The 21,258-nt window shown below is 70.3% G+C and carries 20 protein-coding genes and 1 pseudogene; 14 read left to right on the plus strand and 7 right to left on the minus strand.

Going from position 1 to position 21,258, the window contains the following annotated elements; all coding sequences use genetic code 11:
• Positions 1 to 22: 22 nt before the first annotated feature.
• Both ABAZ39_RS21570 and ABAZ39_RS21575 read right to left on the minus strand, forming a co-directional pair.
• Positions 23 to 1,021, minus strand: a complete 999-nt coding sequence (locus ABAZ39_RS21570) for an MBL fold metallo-hydrolase (RefSeq protein WP_198129076.1) — start codon at positions 1,019 to 1,021, stop codon at positions 23 to 25.
• A 202-nt stretch (positions 1,022 to 1,223) separates the two neighbouring features.
• Positions 1,224 to 1,826, minus strand: coding sequence for a HupE/UreJ family protein (locus ABAZ39_RS21575; RefSeq protein ID WP_040134837.1), 603 nt, complete (start codon positions 1,824 to 1,826; stop codon positions 1,224 to 1,226).
• Between the two features lie 265 nt (positions 1,827 to 2,091).
• On the opposite strand from ABAZ39_RS21575, the gene ABAZ39_RS21580 reads away from it, so the two are divergent.
• From ABAZ39_RS21580 to ABAZ39_RS21625, 10 genes and pseudogenes are all read left to right on the plus strand, one after another.
• On the plus strand, positions 2,092 to 2,364 hold the full coding sequence (locus tag ABAZ39_RS21580; protein ID WP_040134840.1) for a HypC/HybG/HupF family hydrogenase formation chaperone: 273 nt from the start codon (positions 2,092 to 2,094) through the stop codon (positions 2,362 to 2,364).
• Positions 2,361 to 3,062, plus strand: coding sequence for a [NiFe]-hydrogenase assembly chaperone HybE (gene hybE, locus ABAZ39_RS33260; protein WP_051658336.1), 702 nt, complete (start codon positions 2,361 to 2,363; stop codon positions 3,060 to 3,062). Before ABAZ39_RS21580 ends, hybE begins: the two co-directional genes overlap by 4 nt.
• The gene (locus ABAZ39_RS21590) at positions 3,059 to 4,228 is read left to right on the plus strand and encodes a nickel-dependent hydrogenase large subunit (RefSeq protein ID WP_040134841.1); all 1,170 of its coding nucleotides are present in this window, start codon (positions 3,059 to 3,061) and stop codon (positions 4,226 to 4,228) included. Before hybE ends, ABAZ39_RS21590 begins: the two co-directional genes overlap by 4 nt.
• Positions 4,229 to 4,231: 3 nt before the next feature.
• Positions 4,232 to 4,573 (plus strand): hydrogenase maturation nickel metallochaperone HypA, encoded by a 342-nt coding sequence (gene hypA / locus ABAZ39_RS21595; RefSeq protein WP_040134843.1) that lies wholly within the window; start codon positions 4,232 to 4,234, stop codon positions 4,571 to 4,573.
• Positions 4,573 to 5,514 (plus strand): hydrogenase nickel incorporation protein HypB, encoded by a 942-nt coding sequence (hypB, locus tag ABAZ39_RS21600; RefSeq protein WP_040134845.1) that lies wholly within the window; start codon positions 4,573 to 4,575, stop codon positions 5,512 to 5,514. The genes hypA and hypB overlap by 1 nt, the downstream gene beginning before the upstream one ends.
• Positions 5,511 to 7,888: pseudogene (locus ABAZ39_RS37835) on the plus strand (carbamoyltransferase HypF). The gene hypB and the pseudogene ABAZ39_RS37835 overlap by 4 nt, the downstream one beginning before the upstream one ends.
• Positions 7,861 to 8,103: a HypC/HybG/HupF family hydrogenase formation chaperone gene (locus ABAZ39_RS21610; protein ID WP_040134847.1), complete on the plus strand. Its 243-nt coding sequence runs from the start codon at positions 7,861 to 7,863 to the stop codon at positions 8,101 to 8,103. The pseudogene ABAZ39_RS37835 and the gene ABAZ39_RS21610 overlap by 28 nt, the downstream one beginning before the upstream one ends.
• 16 nt (positions 8,104 to 8,119) lie before the next feature.
• The gene (gene hypE, locus ABAZ39_RS21615) at positions 8,120 to 9,166 is read left to right on the plus strand and encodes a hydrogenase expression/formation protein HypE (RefSeq protein ID WP_040134849.1); all 1,047 of its coding nucleotides are present in this window, start codon (positions 8,120 to 8,122) and stop codon (positions 9,164 to 9,166) included.
• Between the two features lie 174 nt (positions 9,167 to 9,340).
• Positions 9,341 to 10,063: a sugar transferase gene (locus ABAZ39_RS21620; protein WP_051658337.1), complete on the plus strand. Its 723-nt coding sequence runs from the start codon at positions 9,341 to 9,343 to the stop codon at positions 10,061 to 10,063.
• Between the two features lie 317 nt (positions 10,064 to 10,380).
• Entirely contained in the window at positions 10,381 to 11,838 is a 1,458-nt protein-coding gene (locus ABAZ39_RS21625; RefSeq protein WP_040134851.1) for a S41 family peptidase, read from the plus strand.
• Positions 11,839 to 12,045: 207 nt separating this feature from the next.
• Here ABAZ39_RS21625 and ABAZ39_RS21630 read toward each other — a convergent pair whose 3' ends face one another.
• The gene (locus ABAZ39_RS21630) at positions 12,046 to 12,624 is read right to left on the minus strand and encodes a cold-shock protein (protein ID WP_040134852.1); all 579 of its coding nucleotides are present in this window, start codon (positions 12,622 to 12,624) and stop codon (positions 12,046 to 12,048) included.
• 215 nt (positions 12,625 to 12,839) lie between these two features.
• On the minus strand, positions 12,840 to 13,337 hold the full coding sequence (locus ABAZ39_RS21635) for a YchJ family protein (RefSeq protein WP_040134853.1): 498 nt from the start codon (positions 13,335 to 13,337) through the stop codon (positions 12,840 to 12,842).
• Positions 13,338 to 13,515: 178 nt separating this feature from the next.
• Here ABAZ39_RS21635 and ABAZ39_RS21640 point away from each other — a divergent pair, with 178 nt between their 5' ends.
• From ABAZ39_RS21640 to ABAZ39_RS21655, 4 genes are all read left to right on the plus strand, one after another.
• Entirely contained in the window at positions 13,516 to 14,229 is a 714-nt protein-coding gene (locus ABAZ39_RS21640) for a cyclic nucleotide-binding domain-containing protein (protein WP_040135822.1), read from the plus strand.
• 59 nt (positions 14,230 to 14,288) lie between these two features.
• Positions 14,289 to 14,960, plus strand: coding sequence for a ribonuclease HII (rnhB, locus tag ABAZ39_RS21645; protein WP_040134855.1), 672 nt, complete (start codon positions 14,289 to 14,291; stop codon positions 14,958 to 14,960).
• Positions 14,961 to 15,050: 90 nt separating this feature from the next.
• The gene (locus tag ABAZ39_RS21650; RefSeq protein WP_040134857.1) at positions 15,051 to 16,136 is read left to right on the plus strand and encodes a site-specific DNA-methyltransferase; all 1,086 of its coding nucleotides are present in this window, start codon (positions 15,051 to 15,053) and stop codon (positions 16,134 to 16,136) included.
• Between the two features lie 133 nt (positions 16,137 to 16,269).
• Positions 16,270 to 16,653 (plus strand): dihydroneopterin aldolase, encoded by a 384-nt coding sequence (locus tag ABAZ39_RS21655; RefSeq protein ID WP_040134860.1) that lies wholly within the window; start codon positions 16,270 to 16,272, stop codon positions 16,651 to 16,653.
• 1 nt (position 16,654) lies between these two features.
• Here ABAZ39_RS21655 and ABAZ39_RS34580 read toward each other — a convergent pair whose 3' ends face one another.
• From ABAZ39_RS34580 to mutY, 3 genes are all read right to left on the minus strand, one after another.
• A complete protein-coding gene (locus tag ABAZ39_RS34580; RefSeq protein WP_051658338.1) occupies positions 16,655 to 19,171 on the minus strand; it encodes a PAS domain-containing sensor histidine kinase in 2,517 nt (838 codons plus the stop codon).
• A gap of 158 nt (positions 19,172 to 19,329) precedes the next feature.
• The gene (locus ABAZ39_RS21665; protein WP_040134862.1) at positions 19,330 to 20,091 is read right to left on the minus strand and encodes a DUF1194 domain-containing protein; all 762 of its coding nucleotides are present in this window, start codon (positions 20,089 to 20,091) and stop codon (positions 19,330 to 19,332) included.
• A 21-nt stretch (positions 20,092 to 20,112) separates the two neighbouring features.
• Positions 20,113 to 21,195, minus strand: a complete 1,083-nt coding sequence (mutY, locus tag ABAZ39_RS21670; RefSeq protein WP_040134864.1) for an A/G-specific adenine glycosylase — start codon at positions 21,193 to 21,195, stop codon at positions 20,113 to 20,115.
• Positions 21,196 to 21,258 lie beyond the last annotated feature (63 nt).

Below are 21,258 nucleotides of genomic sequence, written 5' to 3' on the forward strand. Positions count from 1 at the left end.
CCATGGCGCCGAATCGGGCCGCTCAGCGGTCGCTGCGGATCGGGCCGAACTCCACGGGAACCCAGGCATAGCCGTCCCCTTCGGTGCGGACATGGCCGATGCCAGGGAAGGGCAGATGGGCGCCACCCACCCACAGCTTCTGCGCCGCCGCCTCGGCCAGCAATCGTCGGCGCGAGGCGATGGTCTCGTCCTTGTCGACGTCGAACTCGATGACGACCTCCGGACGGGCGAACTGAAGGGCGTGGCTGTGCACGGTGTCGCCCCACAGCAGGATGCTCTGCTCCTTCGAGCGGAACAGGTAGCCGCTGTGTCCCGGCGTGTGGCCATAGGCCGCCACCGACTCCACGCCGGGCAGGAGGCTGTCGCCGGGCTGGTAGGGCTTCAGCTTGCCCGCCGCCTCGTAGGGCGCCACCGCGGCGCGGGCCATGGCGAAGAAGGGCTTGAGCGGCGCCGGGGCCTTGGCCACCGCCTCCCCGCCCAGCCAGAAATCGAACTCGGCCTTGGCGACCCGGACCTCGGCGTTGGGGAACAGGATGGAGCCGTCCGGGCGCAGCAGGCCGTTGGCGTGGTCCGGATGCAGATGAGTCATCAGGACGGTATCGATCTGCTCCGGGCTGTAGCCGGCGGCGCGGATGTTGTCGGCGATGAAGCCGAGAGTCGGCCCCAGCGACTTGGCCGCCCCAGCGTCCACCAGGACCAGATTCGTGCCGGTGTGCACCAGATAGGCGTTCACCGCCGTCTGGATTTCGGGCCGCTCCGCCAGGAACATGCGGTCGAGCAGGCCGATGATGTCCTCGGATTTGGCGCCGACGAAATACTTGCGGTCGCGGTCGATGAAGCCGTCGAACAGCGCGGTGATCTCGAAATCGCCGATGGCCATGCGGTAGAAGCCCGGCGCCTGGGTCCGCTGCTGGCTTGGCACCTCCGCCAGCGCCGGCGCCGCGGGGGCCAGGACGGCGGGAGCGGAAACGGCCAAGGCAAGCAAGGCTTTGCGCAGGCTGGTGAAGGTCGGCGGCATCATCGGCAACACACGACTCCTGATTGGGCGATGGCTGGTAATGGCAACCAAATATACGGGCCGCAGCCTGGGGAGGACATCAGAAAAACAAACGCATTTTTGTAAAATTTTCGGGAAAACCCACAAAAAAGCCCGGCGAACCGTTTCGCCGGGCCTTCCCTTGGATCGGGCGTCTTGTCGCCCGCCCCTATCGTCCGTCAGGCGATCAGCCCAGCGCGAGCAGCACCACGCCGGCCAGACCGACCACGGCACCCGTGCCGCGCAGCGCCAGGGCGCCCTTGCGACCCTCGACCAGACGGCGCAGCGACAGGGCGGCGCCGATCCCCGCACCGTGCAGCAGCGCGGTGGACAGGGCGAAGCCCAGGCCGTAGAGCAGCGGCTGCGCCGCCTCCGGCATCTCGGCGCCGTGGGCGTGGCCGTGGAACACGGCGAACAGGGCGACCACGCCGGCGGAGGCCAGCAGCGGCAGGCGGGACTGCAGGGCGATCAGGGCGCCCAGGGCGACCACGGACAGGACGATGCCAAGCTCGACCTGCGGCAGGCCGATGCCGGCCAGACCCAGCAGGCCGCCGCCGATCATCGCGCCGACGAAGGCCGCCGGCAGCGCCCACAGCGCCTTGCCGCCGCGCTGCGCGGCCCACAGGCCGACGGCGACCATCGCCAGCAGGTGATCCCAGCCGCCGACCGGATGCAGGAAACCATGGACGAGCCCGGCGTCGTGGGCGCCGAAGGTGTGGGCGAGCGCCGCGTTGGGCAGAGCGGCCAGAAGTGCCGCCGCGGTGGCCGACGCGAGAGCGAAACGTTTCATCCGTGAAAACCCCTGCTGTATCGTTGAGCGGCGCACGACCGACCCCTACCCCATCGCGCGCGAAGCGGTCGCCACTGTAGCAGAACCGTTCCGATTGGAAATGGCGGAGCGCTATGAAACTACGCCGGACCGCATGTTTGACGCATATCAATGTGCGGTTTCACCCCCCGGTCAAGATGACGCAGTTGTACTGATCGTTTCACGCTGGCTGCAAGTCACGCCGACCGTGTCACGACGACCGGCTTCCCCGCGTGAGGGCGCACGCATGTGTCTCGGCATTCCGATGCAGGTCCTGGAGACCGACGGCTTCACCGCGCGCTGCACCGGCCGGGGCGAGGAACGGCGCGTCAACGTCATGCTGATCGAGGACGTGCCGGAAGGCGGCTGGGTCCTGGTCCATCTCGACCGCGCCGTCCGCCCGCTGGAGGCTGAGGAGGTGGAGCCGCTGAACCGCGCGCTCGACGCCATCCTGCTGGCGGCGAAGGGGGAGAACGTGGACCACCTGTTCGCCGACCTGATCGAAAAGGCCACCGCATGACCTCCGTCGGTCCCGAGGCGGGCTTCGCCGCCGACGCGCGTCCCGCCTGCGGGTCCTGCGGCACGGTCTACGACCCCGCGGCGGGCGATCCGGGACGGGACGTGCCGCCGGGAACGCCCTTCGGCGGCCTGCCGGACTATTGGCGCTGCCCAGGTTGCGGCGGCCCGCAGCATGGCTTCACCGTCGCGGCCCCGCCGGGCGCCGATCCCATGGATTTGCGGGTCGCCGCCCTGACCGCCAGCTACCGCCTGATCGCGGAGCGCGACATGGCCGGCGTTCCCATCTGCAACGCCGCGCTGTCGGTGGAGGCGCTGGGCTTCCGCCCCCATGGGCCGGGCTGGATCGGCTGCGTCATCGCCCCCTGGTTCCTCAACGCCGTGCTGATCCCGCGCGATCCCGCCCTGTGGGAGGACCGGCGCGACGGCGACAAGCTGGAGGTTGGCCTGCCCTCCGGCGCCTACCGCTTCACCGCGGCACGGGTGGGCGTTCTGGGGACGCTGGCGGTGATCCCGCTCGCCTCGGCCATGAACGTGTTCGCCGACCAGCAGGACGCTCGCGGCGGCGCCGTTCTGGCGCTCGATCATCTGATGCGGAACCCGCAGCCGGCGCCACGGCCCGAGCCGCCGCCGGCAAGCGACGCGGACGCCACGAAGCCCGCCCTGTCCCGCCGCTCCCTGTTCGGAGGTGGACGGCGATGAGCGGGACGGGCGCCGGACTGGAGGGCAGCGTGTCGGTGCGGCTGGAAACCGCAGCCGGACGGGTGCGCGCCGTGTCGGTGCAGGTCCGCCGCCCCGCCGCCGCCCGCGCCCTGTGCGGACGCACGCCCGACGAGGCGATGCGCCTCGTGCCGCTGCTGTTCAGCCTGTGCGGCACCGCCCAGTCGCTGGCCGCGCTTGAGGCTTTGGAGGATGCGCTCGGTCTCGACGCCCGCCCGCACGCCACCGCCCGCGTCCTGCTGGCCGAGGCGGAAACCGCGACGAACCACGCGTGGCAGGTTCTGATGGACTGGCCGACCCGGCTGGGAGAGGCGCCACAACCCAGGGAACTGGCGGGCCTGCGTGCCGCGGCGGCGGCGATCCATCCCGCGCTCTACCCGGCCTGCGACGGGCTGCGTCCCGGCGGCGGTCTCCTGCGGCCCGACCGCGCCGCCCTGACCGCCGCCGTTGCCGCCCTGCGCGAGGGTGTGGAGCGCGCTGTCTTCGCCGCCCCGGTTCCTACCGACGCGGCGGACCTGGAGCGCTGGGCCGAGGCGGGTGGAACCTACGCGGCGCGGCTGATGCGCCGCGTCCTGGCGCCGGGCATGGCCGGCTTCGGAGCCTGCGGCGTGCCGGCGCTGGAACCGCATCCGGCCCGCTGGTTCGGTGAACGGCTGTCCGCCGACGCGGCGTTTTCCGAACATCCCCGGCAGGACGGCGCCCCGGCCCACACCGGGGCGATGGCCCGCCAGAGCACGCACCCGCTGATCGCCGCGCTGCTGTCGCGGCACGGCTCCGGTATCGCCGCCCATGCCGCCGCCCGGCTCGTGGAACTGGCGGGGTTGGCGGAACGTCTGACGAACTGGGCCGACCGCCTGGAGGAAGCCGAACCGGCTCCGGATACCGGCAACGCGCGCGGCGGTGAGGGAAGCGGCGCCGTCGAGACCGCCCGCGGGCGCCTCGCCCACTGGCTGCGGCTTCAGGATGGCCGCATCACCGATTGCCGCATCGTCGCGCCGACCGAATGGAACTTCGCCGCGGACGGGCCGCTGGCCCAGGGCTTGGCCGGCGCCGTGGCCGACGGCGCGCTGGCCGGGCGCACGGCCCTGCTGGTGGGGGCGCTCGACCCCTGCGTGGCCCCGGCGATCACAATTCAGGACGAGGACTGACCCATGCACGAACTGGCGCTCAGCCAGGGCATCATCGATGTGATCCGCGATCAGGCGGCGGCCCAGGGATTCGCAAAGGTGAAAATGGTGCGTCTGGTCATCGGCACCCTGTCCCACGTCGAACCGCAGGCCATCGCCTTCGGCTTCGACGCGGTCAGCCGCGGCACCATCGCGGAGGGCGCCGTGCTGGACATCGAACGCCCGCCCGGTCAGGCCTTCTGCCTGTCCTGCGAGAAGCCGGTCCCGCTGCCCGAGCGGTCGGCCTCCTGCCCCGAATGCGACGGACACCAGCTCATGGTGACCGGCGGCGAGGAAATGCGCGTCAAGGAACTGGAGGTGGAGTGATGTGCACGGTCTGCGGCTGCGCCGAAGGCGAAACGAAAATCGAGGCCGGCCACGCGCACGGCCATCATCATCACCACCATGGCCATGACCATCCTCACGATCACGACCATGACCACCACCATCATCACGACCACAGCCACGAGCATGTCGGCCCGGACGGCAAGGTCTACCGGCACACCCACGGCGACGACCATGGGCATGATCATGGGCATGACCACGGGACCATCGACCTCGGCCGCGGTCCGGCGGGCACGGAGGTGCCGGGCATGTCGCAGACCCGTCTGATCGCCATCGAACAGGACATCCTCGCCAAGAACGACAGCTTCGCCGCGGTGAACCGCCAGCTGTTCGCGGCGAAGGGCGTGTTCGTGCTGAACCTGATGTCCAGCCCCGGTTCGGGCAAGACGACCCTGTTGACCCGCACGTTGACCGACCTGAAGGGCCGGTTCCCGATGGCGGTGATCGAGGGCGACCAGCAGACCTCCTTCGATGCCGACCGCATCCGCGCCACCGGCACGCCGGCCATCCAGGTCAACACCGGCAGGGGTTGCCACCTCGACGCCCAGATGGTCACCCAGGCGGTGGGGCGCCTGCCGGTGGAGACGGGCAGCGTCCTGTTCATCGAGAATGTCGGCAACCTCGTCTGCCCGGCCGGCTTCGACCTCGGCGAGGCGCACAAGGTCGTCGTGCTCTCGGTGACGGAGGGGGAGGACAAGCCCCTGAAGTACCCGGCGATGTTCGCCGGCGCCGACCTGCTGCTGGTCAACAAGATCGATCTGCTGCCGCACCTGACCTTCGACGTGGCGCGCATGATCGCCTACGCCCGGCAACTCAAGCCCGACCTGCGCGTGATCGAGGTATCCGCGACCACCGGTCAGGGGCTTGAGGACTGGTACGGCTGGATCGCGGAGGGGCTTGCCAAGGCGGTCGCCGCGCGGTGAAACGGCTTCGCCTCCGGGTTCGCGGGCAGGTGCAGGGGGTCGGCTTCCGGCCCTTCCTGCATGGGCTGGCGCACCGCCTCGCCCTGACCGGCTGGGTGCTGAACGACGGGGCCGGGGTGCTGGCGGAGGTGCAGGGCGATGCTCTGGAGCGCTTTTTGGCGGCGCTCGCGGAGGACGCCCCGCCGCTGGCGCGGATCGACGCGATCGAAACGGACGCGATTCCCGCTCAACCCGATGAGACGGGCTTCGCCATCCTGGCCTCGCAGCGCGGAGCGGTGACCACCGGGATCGCCCCTGACGCCGCCGTCTGCCCGGCCTGTCTGGCCGAACTGTTCGACCCGGCGGACCGGCGCTACCGCTATCCTTTCCTCAACTGCACCCATTGCGGGCCGCGCTTCACCATCACGCGCGCCCTGCCCTACGACCGGCCGCAGACCGCCATGGCGGGCTTTCCCCTCTGCCCGGACTGCGCCGCCGAATACGCCGACCCCGCCGACCGCCGCTTCCACGCCCAGCCGACCGCCTGCCCATCCTGCGGCCCCCGCCTGTCCCACTCCATCGCGGAGGTGCTGGCCGCGCTGCGTGGCGGCCGGATCGTCGCCATCAAGGGGCTGGGCGGCTTCCACCTCGCCTGCGACGCGTTCGACGCGGCGGCGGTGGAGCGGCTGCGCGCCCGCAAGCAGCGCAACGGCAAGCCCTTCGCCTTGATGGTCGCCAACGTTGCGTCCGCGGAGCGGTTCGTGGAGATGGAAGCGGCGGAGCGGGCGTTGCTGGAGGGGGTGGCGCGGCCGGTGGTGCTGTTGCGGCGGCGTGAAGCCCCCACCCTTCCCGCTTCGCGGGCCCCTTCCCTCCCCGCTTCGCGAGGAGAGGGACTCGAATCCCCTCCCCTGCGAAGCGGGGGAGGGTTAGGGAGGGGCAAGCGTCATCCTCTTCGACGCTTCCCGACGCTATCGCCCCCGGCCTCGCCTGGCTGGGCGTCATGCTGCCCTACACGCCGATCCACCATCTGTTGTTCCACGAGGCCACAGGGCGCCCCGACGGCACGGCGTGGCTGGAGCGACCGCAGGATCTCGCCCTGGTCATGACCTCCGCCAACCCCGGCGGCGAACCGCTTGCCATCGGCAACGACGAGGCGCGGCGTCGCCTGGAGGGCATCGCCGACCTGATCGTCGACCATGACCGCGACATCCTGATCCGCGCCGACGACAGCGTGATGCGGGTGGTGGCTGGCGCGCCGGCTTTCCTGCGGCGGGGGCGCGGCCATGTGCCGACGCCCATCCGCCTGCCCCGCTCCGGACCGCCGGTGCTGGCGGTCGGCGGGCACCAGAAGGCCACCGTCTGCCTGACCCGCGGCGACGAAGCCTTCCTCAGTCAGCACATCGGCGACCTCGACAACGCCGCAACCCTGGAGTTCCTGGAGGAGAGCGTCGCCCACCTGCGCCGCATCCTGGCGGTGGAGCCGGTGGCCGTCGCCCACGACCTCCACCCCGATTTCCAGAGCACCCGCTTCGCCGAATCGCTCGGCCTGCCCACGCTGCCGGTGCAGCATCACCACGCCCACATCGCCGCGGTGCTGGCCGAACAGGGCGAGGGCGGTCCGGCGCTCGGACTGGCGCTGGACGGGTTCGGGCTGGGGCCGGACGGCGGGTCCTGGGGCGGAGAGATGCTGCTGGTGGAGGGGGTGGGCTTCACCCGCCTCGGCCATCTGGCGCCGTTGGCCCAGCCGGGCGGCGACGTGGCGGCGCGCCAGCCCTGGCGCATGGCGGCGGCGGCGCTGGCCCGCATGGGGCGCGGCGCGGAGATCGCCGGGCGCTTCGCCGCCTGCGGCCCGGCGGACGGCGTGCGGCGGATGATCGAGGCCGGCATCAACGCACCGCCGACCAGTTCCTGCGGGCGCTGGTTCGACGCCGCCTGCGGCATTCTGGGAGTCCGTGCCGTCGCCGGCTTCGAGGGAGAGGCGCCGATGGCCCTGGAATCGCTGGTGCGCCGCCCCACGGTGCTGGAGGGCGGCTGGCGGATCGACGGCGGCGTGCTGGACCTCACGCCCCTTCTGGAAAGTTTGTTGCAGATCAATGCGCAGGAAGGGGCGGAGCGGTTCCATGGAACCCTGGCCGCAGCGCTGGTCGCGTGGGCCATGCCTGAACTGGCGGCGCGCGGTCTCGACCGCGTCGCCCTGTCCGGCGGCTGCCTGATGAACGCCGTCCTGGCGGAGGCGCTGAGCGCCGGCTTCGCGGCGCGCGGCGTCACCGCGCTGCTGCCGCGCCGGGCGCCGGCCAACGACGGCGGGCTCAGCCTGGGACAGGCCTGGGTCGCCGTGCAGAGTTTGCTTCAGGAAGGACTGCCCCCATGTGCCTCGCCGTTCCCGCCCGCGTGATCGAGCTTCTGGACGACGACCGCGCCACCGTCAGCCTCGGCGGGGTGAAGGTCGCCTGCTCCCTGGCGCTGGTCGAAGGGGTGGCGGTGGGCGACTACGTGATCGTCCATGTCGGCTACGCCCTGTCCAAGCTCGACCCGGAGGAGGCGGAACGCACGCTCGCCCTGCTCGCCGAAACCGGCACTGGCACCGGCGCCTTGCCGCCCGCCGCCTGATTTTATGGACCCCGCCATGACCGACCGCCGCCTCTTCACCCGCAAGCTCGACCTCGCCCGCGGCGCCGTGGACATGAGCCACGGCTCGGGCGGCAAGGCCATGGCCCAACTGGTGCGGGAGTTGTTCGCCGCAGCCTTCGCCAACCCGCTGCTCGACCAGGGCAACGATCAGGCGGCCTTCGACCCGCCCGCCGGGCGCATGGTGGTGACGACCGACGGCTTCGTCGTCTCGCCCCTGTTCTTTCCTGGCGGCGACATCGGGTCGCTGGCCGTGCACGGCACGGTGAACGACGTTGCCATGGCCGGGGCGGTGCCGCTCTATCTGACCGCCGGCTTCATCCTGGAGGAAGGATTTCCGCTGGCCGACCTGAAGCGGCTGGTGGAGAGCATGGCCCACGCCGCGCGCGAGGCCGGCGTGTCCATCGTGACCGGCGACACCAAGGTGGTGGAGCGGGGCAAGGGCGACGGCGTCTTCATCACCACCACCGGCATCGGCGTGGTGCCCCCCGGCGTCGCCCCGTCCGGCGAGCGGGCGCGGCCCGGCGACGCGATCCTGGTCAGCGGCACCATGGGTGACCACGGCGTCGCCATCATGTCCACCCGCGAGAATCTGAGCTTCGAGACCGACATCCGGTCGGACAGCGCGGCGCTGCACGGTCTGGTCGCCGACATGGTCGCGGCGGTGCCGGACGTCCATGTGCTGCGTGACCCGACCCGCGGCGGTCTGGCGACGACCTTGAACGAGATCGCCCACCAGTCAGGAGTCGGCATGCTGCTGCGCGAGGCCGCCATCCCGTTGAAGGCGGAGGTCGCGGCGGCCTGCGAACTGCTCGGGCTCGATCCGCTGTACGTCGCCAACGAGGGCAAGCTGATCGCCATCTGCGCGGCGGAGGACGCCGAGCCCCTGTTGGCGGCCATGCGCGCCCACCCGTTGGGCGCCGAGGCCGCCATCATTGGGGCTGTGGTCGAGGACTCGCACCGCTTCGTGCAGATGGAGACGCGCTTCGGCGGCAAGCGCATCGTCGATTGGCTGTCCGGCGAGCAGCTTCCCCGCATCTGCTGAGCCTTCGCTTCCACCGAAAGAGGCACCCCGCCAGCCCCGCCGCCGCCACCCGGCGTACCGCAATGGAACTGCGGCGGATCGGCCCAGCCGGGGGACCTCGGACGCGCCTCACGCGTTGCCTCCCCCGGAAGGCGGTCGTGTTTCCGCCAGCCGAATTGTGAGTACGGGGGATCGATGGGTATTCCGCAGTCCATCCAGTTGGGTGCTGCACCGCTGGAGCCGGCGACGCTCGCCGGCACGGCGTCCGCCGCAGAGCTGGTCGCGCGCTTGCCGGCCACGGCACCGCTGCATCGCAACCGGGTGAAACGGGCCTTCGACCTCGTGGGGGCGGTCGGGCTGATTCTGTTCTTCGGACCGCTGATGCTGATCGTCGGGCTTCTGATCACGCTGGACGGCGGCCCTGCGGTGTTCGGCCACCGGCGCATCGGGACGGAGGGCCGCGACTTCACCTGCTTGAAATTCCGCTCCATGGTGGTCAACGCGCCGGAGGTCTTCGAGAAGCTGATCGAATCCGACCCGGAGGCCCGCGCCGAGTGGGAGGCCACGCGCAAGCTGCGCAACGATCCCCGCATCACCTGGATCGGCCGTTTCCTGCGCCGCACCAGCCTGGACGAGTTGCCGCAGCTCTTCAACGTCCTGACCGGCGACATGAGCCTGGTCGGCCCGCGCCCCATCGTGCAGGAGGAGGTGGCGCGCTATCACGTCTGCTTCCCCTTCTACACGCGCTGCCGCCCCGGCCTGACCGGGCTGTGGCAGGTCAGCGGCCGCAACGACGTGGACTATGGCCGGCGCGTCCAGCTCGACACCGCCTATCTGCTGGGCTGGAGCCTGTGGGGCGACATCCGCATCCTGCTGCGCACGGTCGGCGTGATGCTCAGCGGAAAAGGTGCCTATTAAGGCGTAGAATCCCCGCGCCGGCGCTCTCCCCCGCCCGGAGAGTGGCGGCGCGACGGGTGGAGACATACATCCTATCCAGCGCGAGGCGACGGGTCCCGCGGCACCAGGGGGCAGGATTTGAGATTGCCCGGTCAACGTGCTAGGTTGCGAATGGACGACCGGCGGGACCGGCCGGAAGGCCATGTTCCGCTGTACAAACGCACATATGCACCGGCCTTGGGCGTCCGGCAGGCAAAACCCCTGGTACAATAAGGCTTGCAGTCGCGTTGATGGCTTTGATTCCGCCGGCCGGGCCGGTCAGTCAAGAGGGGCGCAGGATGGCGAAACTGCTGGCGGCGCTGTTGCTGCTGATGGTGGCGATGGGACCCGCCTGCGCGGTTGTGCCCGCCTCCCGCGCGGACACCAGCATCGCGCTGGACCATTACCGGCAGGAATTCGCGAAGGCCAAGGGCACCTCCAGCCTCCCCTCCCCGGCGGACCGCAACTATCTCCTCTTCTCCGACGTCCTGCGCCGCGTGCTGGCCGAACATGTGAAGCCGGGCACGCCGCAGGTTCTGGTCGAAAAGGCCGTCGCCGGCCTCCAGAAGAAGAAGAAGGAGGAGCCGGGGGCGACCGACCGGGCGCTGACCGAGGCGGCTCTGGACGCGATGCTGACCTCCCTCGACCCTTACTCGGCCTTTCTCGACTCGGAGCATTTCCGCTACATGCGGGAGCAGACCCAGGGCGAGTTCGGCGGGCTGGGCATCGAGGTGACGATGGACGAGGACAGCGGCCTGATCCGCGTCGTGTCCCCCATCGACGGCTCCCCCGCCGCCCGCGCCGGACTGCGCACCGGCGACCTGATCGCCCGTATCGACGAGGCGCAGGTCAAGGGCATGAATCTGCGCGACGCGGTGGCGCGGATGCGCGGCCCGGTCGGCACCTCGGTCGCCCTGACCATGCGCCGCAACGGCAGCGGCAGCGGGAACAGCGGCAACAGCGGTCCCGACGCGCCGTTTCGCGTGTCGCTGACCCGCGCCATCGTGAAGATCCAGCCCGTGCGCTACCGGCTGGAGGGCGACGTCGCCTACATCCGCATAGCCGCCTTCAACCAGCAGACCTCCCACGCCCTGGACGATGCGGTGGAGGAGATGCGCCGGCAGGCCCATGGCCGGCTGGCCGGAGCGGTGCTGGATCTGCGCAACAACCCCGGCGGCCTGCTCGATCAGGCGGTGAACGTCGCCGACCGCTTCCTGGAAGCGGTGGACATCGTGTCGGTGCGCGGCCGTGACCCGGACGAGAACCGCCGCTACACCGGCACGCCGGGCGACCTGCTGGCCGGGCTGCCCATCGTCCTGCTGATCAACAGCGGATCAGCCTCGGCGTCGGAGATCGTCGCGGGCGCCCTTCAGGACCACAGCCGGGCGCTGCTGTTCGGCACGCGCAGCTACGGCAAGGGCTCGGTGCAGACCATCTCGTCGCTGTCCGGCGACATCGGCATCCGCCTGACCACGGCCCGCTACTTCCGCCCGTCGGGCGGGCTGGTCGACTGCTTCGGCGTGTCGCCGAACCTGGAGATCAAGCCGGCCAACGACAACAGCGAGGAAACGCATCCCGACCCGGCGACCTGCGACCCGCACGCCACTCCGCCGCCACCGCCGCGCGCTTGGCAGATTGAGGATCTGTGCCCGGACGTGGCCGCCGCCCCGTCGAAGCCCGACGCCGACCGCCCACTGGACTGCGCCGTCGCCGCCATCCGCACCCGCCTGATGGGCACATTGATCGGGCGGCCGTAAGCCCCGCCCCTTTCAACCCCGCCCCATTCAACGATGCCCAACAAAAAAACCCGCCGCTCCAATGGAACGGCGGGCTTTTTCTTTGTGCCCCACGCACCGTTTCAGACCCTATGGGCGGATCGTGACGGTGATGGGAATGGTGCTGCTTCCGCGACCGGACGTGTGGGGATGGGTCCGCCCCGCCCCCTCACACCCGGCTGTTCGACGTCAGACCACTTCGACGCGCTGCGCTTCCGGACCCTTGACGCCCTGGCGGACGGTGACCCGCACCTGCTCGCCGTCGGCGAGCACGTCCAGGCCCGAACGCTCCAGAGCGCGGATGTGGACGAAGATGTCCTTGCCGCCGGTGGACGGGGCGATGAAGCCGAAGCCCTTCGACACGTTGAACCACTTCACGGTGCCGTCGACCGTCTCCTCGGCGCCGCCGGCGCCACCGCCGTAGCTGCCGCCACCGCCGTAGCCGCCGCCGTAGCTGTCGCTGCGCGGAGCGCGCGCCGCCGGGCGCGGGGACTCGCTGGCGGTCGAGGTGTCGACGTCGTGGATGGTGGCGACCTGCGGGCCCTTCGGGCCGCGGGACAGGTCACAGGTGATGGTGGCACCCTCGGGCAGGCTGTCGTGTCCGCAGAACTGCAGAACCGTGGAATGCAGGAAGGCATCCGGCGAGCCGTCTTCGGGCGTGACGAAGCCGAAGCCCTTGGTCGCGTTGAACCACTTGACGGTGGCGCGGATGTTGCGCTGGGTGATCTCGGGAGCGCGGAAGCTGTTGCGCTGCGGACGGTCGAACATACGTGGTCTCATCTGTCGTGATAGGCCATGCCCCAACCGGCGGAACATGGCCCCCCGAAGATGATCCGTTCCGCAGCGCTTTTCAATTGAGATCGCGCGAGCCGGAAAGAAAGATTCGGCCAAAAAGCGGCCAAAGGCCGCCCGGCGGTCACCGGGCGACCAAAAATATCGCAATTGCTGCGAGAATCGGCGGATTGCCGGTCAAGTTTGGACGGTCAGGCCGCACCGCAGCACTTCTTGTACTTCTTGCCGCTGCCGCAGGGGCAGGGATCGTTCCGGCCGACCTTGGGGCCGCTGCGCGGGCGGGCGCCCAGCGTGCCGTCCACATAGTACCAGCGGCCGTCCCGCTTGGTGAAGCGGCTGGTCTCGTGATGCTTCTGCGGCTTGCCGTTCATGGTGAAGTGGGCGACGAACTCGACCACGCCGTCCTCGTCCTCCGCCCGTCCGGCCTCGGTGGCACGGACTTCCAGGCCGGTCCACTGGCTGTTGGCGGCCCAGGTCTCGATCTCCTTGCGGTCGAAGTCTTCTCGGGTCTCCGGCAGCAGCGTCTCCTGCAGATAGTCGATCTTCCCGCAGGCAAAGGCCGAATAGCGCGACCGCATCAGCGCTTCGGCGGTCGGCGCCGGCGCGCTGCCGTCCAGATAGGGGCCGCAGCAGGCATCCAGGGGCTTGCCGGAGCGGCAGGGGCATTCGGTGGTGGCGGTGGTGGTCATGACTTCCGGCCTCTCGATTTGAGGGCGCCATGCATAGCGCAGCCGGCGCGCCCCGCCAAGCGTCAAGGCCTTCGATTGGTTGCGTGAATTGGCCGCCGCGAATTCCCCTGAACCGGACCGGCATTCGCGCTAACCTGTACAAAACAGGGGCGCCCGGCCCGGAGCGATGGAACCGGTGATGACCAGAAGCGGAGCCGACCTTCCCACGCGGCGCATCGCCGCCGACACCGTGCTGATCCGCCAGGGCGAGGCCGGGGACTGCGCCTGGCTGATCCAGTCGGGCGAGTTGGAGGTTCTGCTGGACGGCCCGGACGGGACGCGCCGCCTGGGCACCGTCGGCGCCAACGCCATCGTCGGGGAGATGGCGCTGCTGGACGACGGGCTGCGCAGCGCCACGGTGCGCGCCCTGACGCCCGTCGAGGCCGTGGAACTGTCGCGCGACACCTTCCGCGCGCTGCGCGGCCGCTGCCCGCCGCTGACCTCCTACCTGCTGGAGAGCCTCGTCGCCGCGATCCGCCGCAGCTACGGCCTGTCCCAGCCCGAGCGGCAGGAGGGCGGCGCCGCCATCCGCTCCTCCGATTCCTTCGCCACGGTGGCCGACCGCCGCATGTTCCGCCACGGCCACAGCTTCTTCCGCCAGGGGGACGAGGGAACGGCGGCCTACCTGATCCAGTCCGGCTCGGTCGGCGTTCAGCGCGACGGCGCCGACCTCGGCGTGCTGGGTCCGGGGCGCATCTTCGGGGAATTGGCCCTCCTCGCCAACCGGCCGCGCGCCGCCACCATCGTTGCGCTGGAGGCCACGGTCTGCGAAATCATCCGCAAGGACCAGTTCGCCAAAGCCATCGAGACGATGCCGCCCATCCTGCGCTCGCTGACGCGCATCTACATTTAGCAGCTGTCCGGCGGACGCCTCCTGCCCCACCACGCCGAACCCGCAAGAACCGACTCTCCATGACTCCCAAGACCACCAAAGCCGTCCGCGTCAAGGTTCCCCGCCCGCAGCCCGATCTGTCCTTCGAGATCGCCTTGGGCCAGGGGCGGCTGGTCTGCGGCATCGACGAGGTGGGGCGCGGCCCGCTCGCCGGCCCCGTGGTCACCGCCGCCGTGGTGCTGCCGGCGGGCGGCCTGCCCGACGCGCTGGCCCGCGCCATCAACGACAGCAAGGCGCTGAGCCCGCGCGCCCGCGAGGCGCTGGAGCCGGAGATCCGCGCCCACGCCCTGGCCGTCGCGCTGGCCGAGGCGTCCGCGGCGGAGATCGACAAACTCAACATCCACAAGGCCACTCTGCTGGCCATGAAACGCGCCTACGAGGCGCTGCCCGGCGAGCCTCCCGCCGTCGCGCTGATCGACGGCAAGTTCAAGCCCGCCCTGTCCTGCCTGATGGAGGCCATCGTCAAGGGCGACGGGCGCAGCCAGTCGATTGCCGCGGCCTCCATCGTCGCCAAGGTGGCGCGCGACCGCGAGATGATGCGGCTGGCGGAGCTTCACCCGCAGTACGGCTGGGACCGCAACGCCGGCTACCCGACGCCGGAGCATCTGGAGGCGTTGCGCCGCCACGGCGTGACGCCCCACCACCGAGTCACTTTTGCACCAGTCCGCGCCCAAATCGAACGGGCCGGCTGACCGCCGCGATTCCGGCGCAAGAAATCAGTTGACGGCGACTCGGCGGCGAATCATTGTCCCAACGACTGATTCGCTGTTTTGGTTTCGTCAATGCTCCCCCTGAACAAAATTCTCGTGGGCGATTGCATCGCCCTCATGAATGAAATGCCGGCTGAATCGGTGGACCTTGTCTTTGCCGATCCGCCTTATAACCTCCAATTGGGGGGCGAACTCTTGCGCCCGAACCATTCCCGTGTCGACGGAGTGGAAGAGGACTGGGACAAGTTCGAGGATTTCGAGACCTACGACCGCTTCACGCGGGACTGGCTCGCCGCGGCCCGCCGCATCCTGAAGCCCGAGGGATCGTTGTGGGTGATCGGCAGCTACCACAACATCTTCCGTGTCGGCGCCACGCTGCAGAATCTGGGCTTCTGGATTCTGAACGACATCGTGTGGCGCAAGACCAACCCGATGCCGAACTTCCGCGGCACGCGCTTCGCCAACGCGCATGAGACCATGATCTGGGCCTCGCGCGAGAAGGACGCCCGCTACCGCTTCAACTACGACGCCATGAAGGCGCTGAACGACGATCTGCAGATGCGCAGCGACTGGCTGCTGCCGATCTGCAACGGCGCGGAGCGCCTGCGCGATGAGGACGGCCGCAAGGCCCATCCGACGCAGAAGCCGGAATCGCTTCTCTACCGCGTCATCCTGTCCTCCTCCCGCCCCGGCGACACGGTTCTGGACCCCTTCTTCGGCACCGGCACCACGGGTGCGGTGGCGAAGCGGCTGGGCCGCAACTGGATCGGGCTGGAGCGCGACCCGACCTACGCCAAGGCGGCCACCGCCCGCATCGAGGCCGTGGAGGAGGCGCCCGACGCCGCCGTCCTGGACACGCCGCCGAAGCGGTCGGCCCCGCGCATCCCCTTCGGCTGGGTGGTGGAGCGCGGCCTGCTGCGCCCCGGCACGTCGCTGTTCGACCTGCGCCGCCGCGTGGTCGCCCGCGTGCGCGCCGACGGCACGCTGATCGGGGCCGGCCCGCGCGGCGAGCATCGCGGGTCCATCCATCAGGTGGGCGCCGCCATGGCCGGGCTCCCGGCCTGCAACGGCTGGACCTTCTGGCACTATGAGGACGGCGGCGACCTCCGCCCCATCGACGTGCTGCGCGAGCGCATCCGCTCCGAAGCCCCCGTCTGATCTCCACCGCCGGACTTGAGGCGGGGCGGCCCTCCGTGCCGCCCCGTTCCCGCAAGTTCGGCATTGAAGCCCTTCATCGATTGCCGCCCGCATGCCTTGGCAGGACGGGGACGGCGTGATAGGCGTGTGCGCCATGAACAAGCTCTTCGCCACTGTCACGGCTCCGGCGCCCCGTTCGGCCCCGGCGGCGCTTTCCACCCGTTGCTTCGTGCGCGATCTGGTCATGGATGCGCTGATCGGCGTCTATGCCCACGAACGCATCAAGCCGCAGCGCATCCGCCTGAGCCTCGACCTGGACGTCGTCGCCCCCGGCGTCACCGGCGAGGACATGGCGGCGGTGGTAAAAGGGCTGGTCAGCCAGGGTCACGTCACCCTGATCGAAACGCTGGCGGAGCGGATCGCCGAGCGATGCTTGTCCGACGAGCGGATCGCCAGCGTCAAGGTGCGGGTGGAGAAGCTGGACGTGTTTCCGGACGCCGCCAGCGTCGGCGTCGAGATCGAACGCGCCCGGGCCTGAATCACCAAGCGGGCTCCTTCTGCACCGCCGCCACCCGGCCGGCCGAGGCCGCAGGCGGCGCCGTGGGTGACGCGGTCAGCGGCAGATGGATGGTGAAGCGGCAGCCGCCCCCCGGCTGCGACGCCACGGCGATGCGCCCGCCGAGAATCCCCATAACGATGTTGTGGACGATGTGCAGGCCGAGCCCGCTGCCGCCTTCGGCGCGGCGCGTGGTGAAGAAGGGCTCGAAGATGCGCTCGATCTGGTCCGGCGGAACGCCGCGGCCATCGTCGATGACGTCCAGCACGACGCCCGCCAGCACGACGCCCGCCGCGCCGGCGGAGGGCGAACCGTCGGCGCGCACGGCGATGGCGATGGTGCCCGCCGCGTCGGGCTGGAAGGCGTGCAGCAGCGCGTTGATGACCAGATTCGACACGACCTGCGACAGGGCGCCCGGGTAGCTGTCCATGACCAGCCCGTCTGGACAATCCAGCGTCACCCGATGCCCGGTGCCCTTCAGGCGTGGGGCCAGACTGCTCAGAACGCTGTCCAGATAGCCGCGCAGTTCGAAGGCCCGGCGCGCCTCCGACGTCTGGTCCACGGCCACCTGCTTGACGCTCTGCACCAGCGTGCAGGCGCGCTCCAGATTGCCCAGGATGATGGAAGCCCCCTCATCGACCCGGTTCACGAACTCGTCCAGGTCGCGACGGCGAAGATGCCCATCCGCCACGTCGACCTTGAACTGCCGCACCTGTTCGGACAGGTGACTGGCGGCGGTCACGCCGATTCCCACGGGCGTGCTGATCTCATGCGCCACCCCGGCCAGCAGCGCCCCCAGCGACGCCAGCTTCTCCGCCTGGAGAAGGCTGCTTTGGGTCTGCCGAAGATCGTGCAGCGCGCGTTCCGCCTCCTCCTTCGCGAGGACCATCGCCTTTTCGGCGTATTTGCGTGCGGAAATGTCGCGCAGAGCCACGAACATCGCTTCCACGCCGTCGTGATCCATCGCCGTCGCCGACAGCACGCCCCAGAAGGGCCGCTTTTCCGCGGTTCGCAGCCGCGCCTCGACCTCCGGCAGCCGCCCGCGCCGGCGCAGGCCATCGGCGAACCCCTCCCAGTCGCCGGTCGTCTCCAGAAAATCCGGCAGCGCGCGCTCCAGCAGGGCGGCGCCGGTGGTCTCCAGCAGGTCGGCGGTGGAGGCGTTGGCGACCAGGATGCGCCCGTCGCCGCGCCGCGCGATGACGATGGGAAAGGGCGAGGAGCGCAGGATGGCGCTCAGCCGCCCCTCGCTCGCCCGCAACGCGGCGGTCTGGCGGTGCAGCGCGTTCATCGCCCCGGCGACCCGCTCCACCGCTGCGCCGATGCGGTCGAACTCCTCCAGCGAGGCGCGCGGCAGGACCACCGTTTGCGGGGTCTCGCGCAGGGCGTGCAGCGTGTCGCCGAGGCGCAGGACCGGAGCCAGCACCTGGCGGCGCAGCAACACCGTCACGCCGCCCAGCAGCAGGATGACCGCCGCTCCTCCCGCCAGCCCGACCCACAACCCGCGCCGGCCATCGGCGACCATGCGGTCCATCGTGCCGACCATGCTAGCGACGCCGTCGCTCGACAGGCTGGCGGCCAGCGCCTCCAACTGCCGATGGGCAAGGTCACCGTCCGCCCGAACCTGGGCCAGCACGGACAGGCGGCCCCGCTGCAGATCGGTCACCGCGCGCGCCGATGCGAAGCGGTCCAGGACGATGGCGAGGCGGTTGGGCTGAACCGCCGGTCCCGTCCTCATGGTGGAGAGGCTGTCCAGCAGGGTTTGCTGGTTGCGCAGCAGCCCCATGATCTCGCTGTCCACCAGCGTGAGCCGCTCCGCCGCATCGCTGGCCACAGCCTGCCCGTAGAGCCGGCGCAGGTGGTACAGGTTGCTGAGAAAGGCATAGTCCTGGACCGCCTTGTCCGGCTCCGCCAGCAGTGCCGTGGCGTCGGCCAGCGCGTCGTCCACCCCGGCCATCTGCTCGCCGATGCCGATGGACAGCGCGTCGAGCAGGTCGGCGTGGTGGTTGCCGCGCCGCAAGGCGCTCAGCGCCTGATCAAGCGGGTCACGAGCGCTGGCGCCCGCCCCCTCCCGGGTCAGGCGGCCGGCAAGCGCCTCCACCTCGTCAAGGGCGGCGGCGCGGCGGGAGCGGTCGCGGCCGTTCAGGATCACTTCGGCCAACCGGCCCAATTCGGCGACCGTCAGGGCGTCGCGGTGCTGGGCGCCGGCGCGCGGCACGGTGACGGTGCGCGCCTCCTCCGCAAGGCCGAGGATGCCGAGAAAAGCCGATCCGACCACCACCGTCAGCGTCCCCAGCGCCAGGACAATGGCGACGGCCAGCGTCGTCGCCACGGTCTGCAGACGGGGCCTCCGCCCGGAGCGGTTGTCCGCTCCGGCTTTCGCGGCGCCGGAGGGGGGAGCCGCGCCGTGGGCGACGCCCCTCCCGGAAACCGCCGCGCCGGCCGCCGCCACGATGTCCGCTACCGCGATGTCGCCCGGCTCCACCGGCATCCGATCGTCCATTCCACCGTTCCCGCGCACCAGCCGCGGCGCAGCGCCCAACCGAGAACATCTCAGGCGATGCACCGCTCAGATGTTTTGCACGCAAGAGTAAGGTAGCCCGATCCGGCTCGATTCCTCCAGACGATTTTCCAAAATTCGAAGACGCTGCGCCCCGTTGCTCAGAAATTAGCCGCTGCGATAATCGAGCGCGGGGCCGGAAGAGCGGCGATTTCCTGGATGAGCTTTTGCCGGAGCGCTTCGACGAAACTGTTGCGGTCCATCGCCGTCTTTACGAAGCAGTTCATGCCGCCGACTACATTCTCCTGGTAATACTCTTCCAGCCAGGGAAACTCGTCGAGGATGGCCAGGGCGTTGATGGTGATTCCCTGCCGCTCGACCCGGTCGCGGACTCCCGCGGGGTCGGGGCCGCTGTTGGAAAAGCCGTTCGACACGATGTCGATGACCTTGCGGGCGGCGTCGAAGCCGTTGCCGGAGAACAGCTTCGCCGATTCCCCGATGGCACTGCCCAGCGCCGTGGAGTCGCCCTGGAAACCGCGCGGCGCCTTGTCGATCCGGGTCGCGAAAGCGTCCACCTCCTCCGCGTTGGTCAGGGCCGTCCAGGGCACCAGGACACGCAGGCTGTGCGGGCCGGAGAAGACCACCAGCGTCGCCGCAACGCCACCCGCGGTCACCGCATCACGGACGTCCGGATCGCGGAAGGCCGCGGCGTGGCCCTGCAACTGGAACTCCAGATCGCCATCGGTGATCGAAGCCGATCCGTCCACCGCCAGAACCAGTTCCAAGGCGACGCGACGCCCGGCGGGCGCCGGCCCCTTCTTCGCCTTGCCCTCCGCCCGCTGAGGCGGCTCCGCCCGCAGGGGCCCGGCAAGCCACGCACCGGCCAGGAAGGCCGGCAGGGCCAGGATCGTCCGCCGCCTCATCTCGCTCCATCCATCTTCCGTTTACGCGTGAGCCAGGGCGTGACGCACCACCTTCATCATGACGGAGGGAAGAGCCTGCCCGCCCAGCCGGTCCACCGGAACCCACAGCCCCTCGGCCGTCCGCCAGCCGTCGCCGGCCGTGGCCGCGACAACTTCAAGTTCGAGGTGAAAATGGCTGAAAGTATGGCGGACCACGCCCGGCAGGCGCCGCCAGGAGCGATCCAGCGGCGCCGCCGCCGCGATCTCGGCCTCGGTCGGCGCGTGGCCGGCCCAGGGGGTTGAGGGCACCTCGGTCATGCCGCCCAGCAACCCCTCCTCCGCCCGGCGGCGCAGCAGAACGGCCCCCTCCGGGTTCAGCAGCCAGAAGGCGACGCCGCGCCGGGTCGGCTTGTCCGCCTTGGCGGCCTTGCGGGGAAGCTGCTCCTGGATGCCCGCGGCAAGGGCGGCGCACCAGTCGGACCAGGGACAGAGCATGCATTTCGGTTTGCGCGGCGTGCAGACCGTGGCGCCGAGGTCCATCATGGCCTGGGCGTAGTCGCCGGGCCGCTCGTCCGGCGTCAGCAGGGCAGCCAGCGCGCGCAGCTTGGGCTTCACGCCGGGAAGCGGCTCCTCGACGGCGAAGACGCGGGAGATCACCCGCTCCACGTTGCCGTCCACCACTGTCGCCTTGTGGCCGAAGGCGATGGCGGTGATCGCCGCCGCGGTGTAGGCGCCGATGCCCGGCAACTCCAGCAGAGCCACTTCCTTGTCGGGAAAGCGCCCCGCCCGCTCAGTCGCCACCACCTGCGCGCATTTGTGCAGGTTGCGCGCCCGCGCGTAGTAGCCGAGCCCTGCCCAGGCCACCAGAACATCGTCCAGCGGCGCCGCCGCGAGATCGCGCACCGTCGGCCAGCGTTCGGTGAAGGCGCGGAAGTAGGGTGCCGCGGCGGGCACCGTGGTCTGCTGCAACATGATCTCCGACAGCCAGACCCGGTAGGGATCGGCGACCTCCCCCGGCTTGGCGCGCCAGGGCAGGTCGCGGCGGTTGTGATCGTACCAGGAGAGCAGCCGTGGGGCGGCGTCGCTGGGGGCGCTTTTTGGGGCGGTGTGGGGAGGCGTCGTCATGGCGGCAAGACATAGGGCGAACCGGGACGCCGATAAAGGCCTGCCGAGAAAGGGGCACCCGCG

The sequence above is a fragment of the Azospirillum argentinense genome (assembly GCF_000632475.1).
In the GTDB taxonomy this organism is placed as follows: domain Bacteria; phylum Pseudomonadota; class Alphaproteobacteria; order Azospirillales; family Azospirillaceae; genus Azospirillum; species Azospirillum baldaniorum.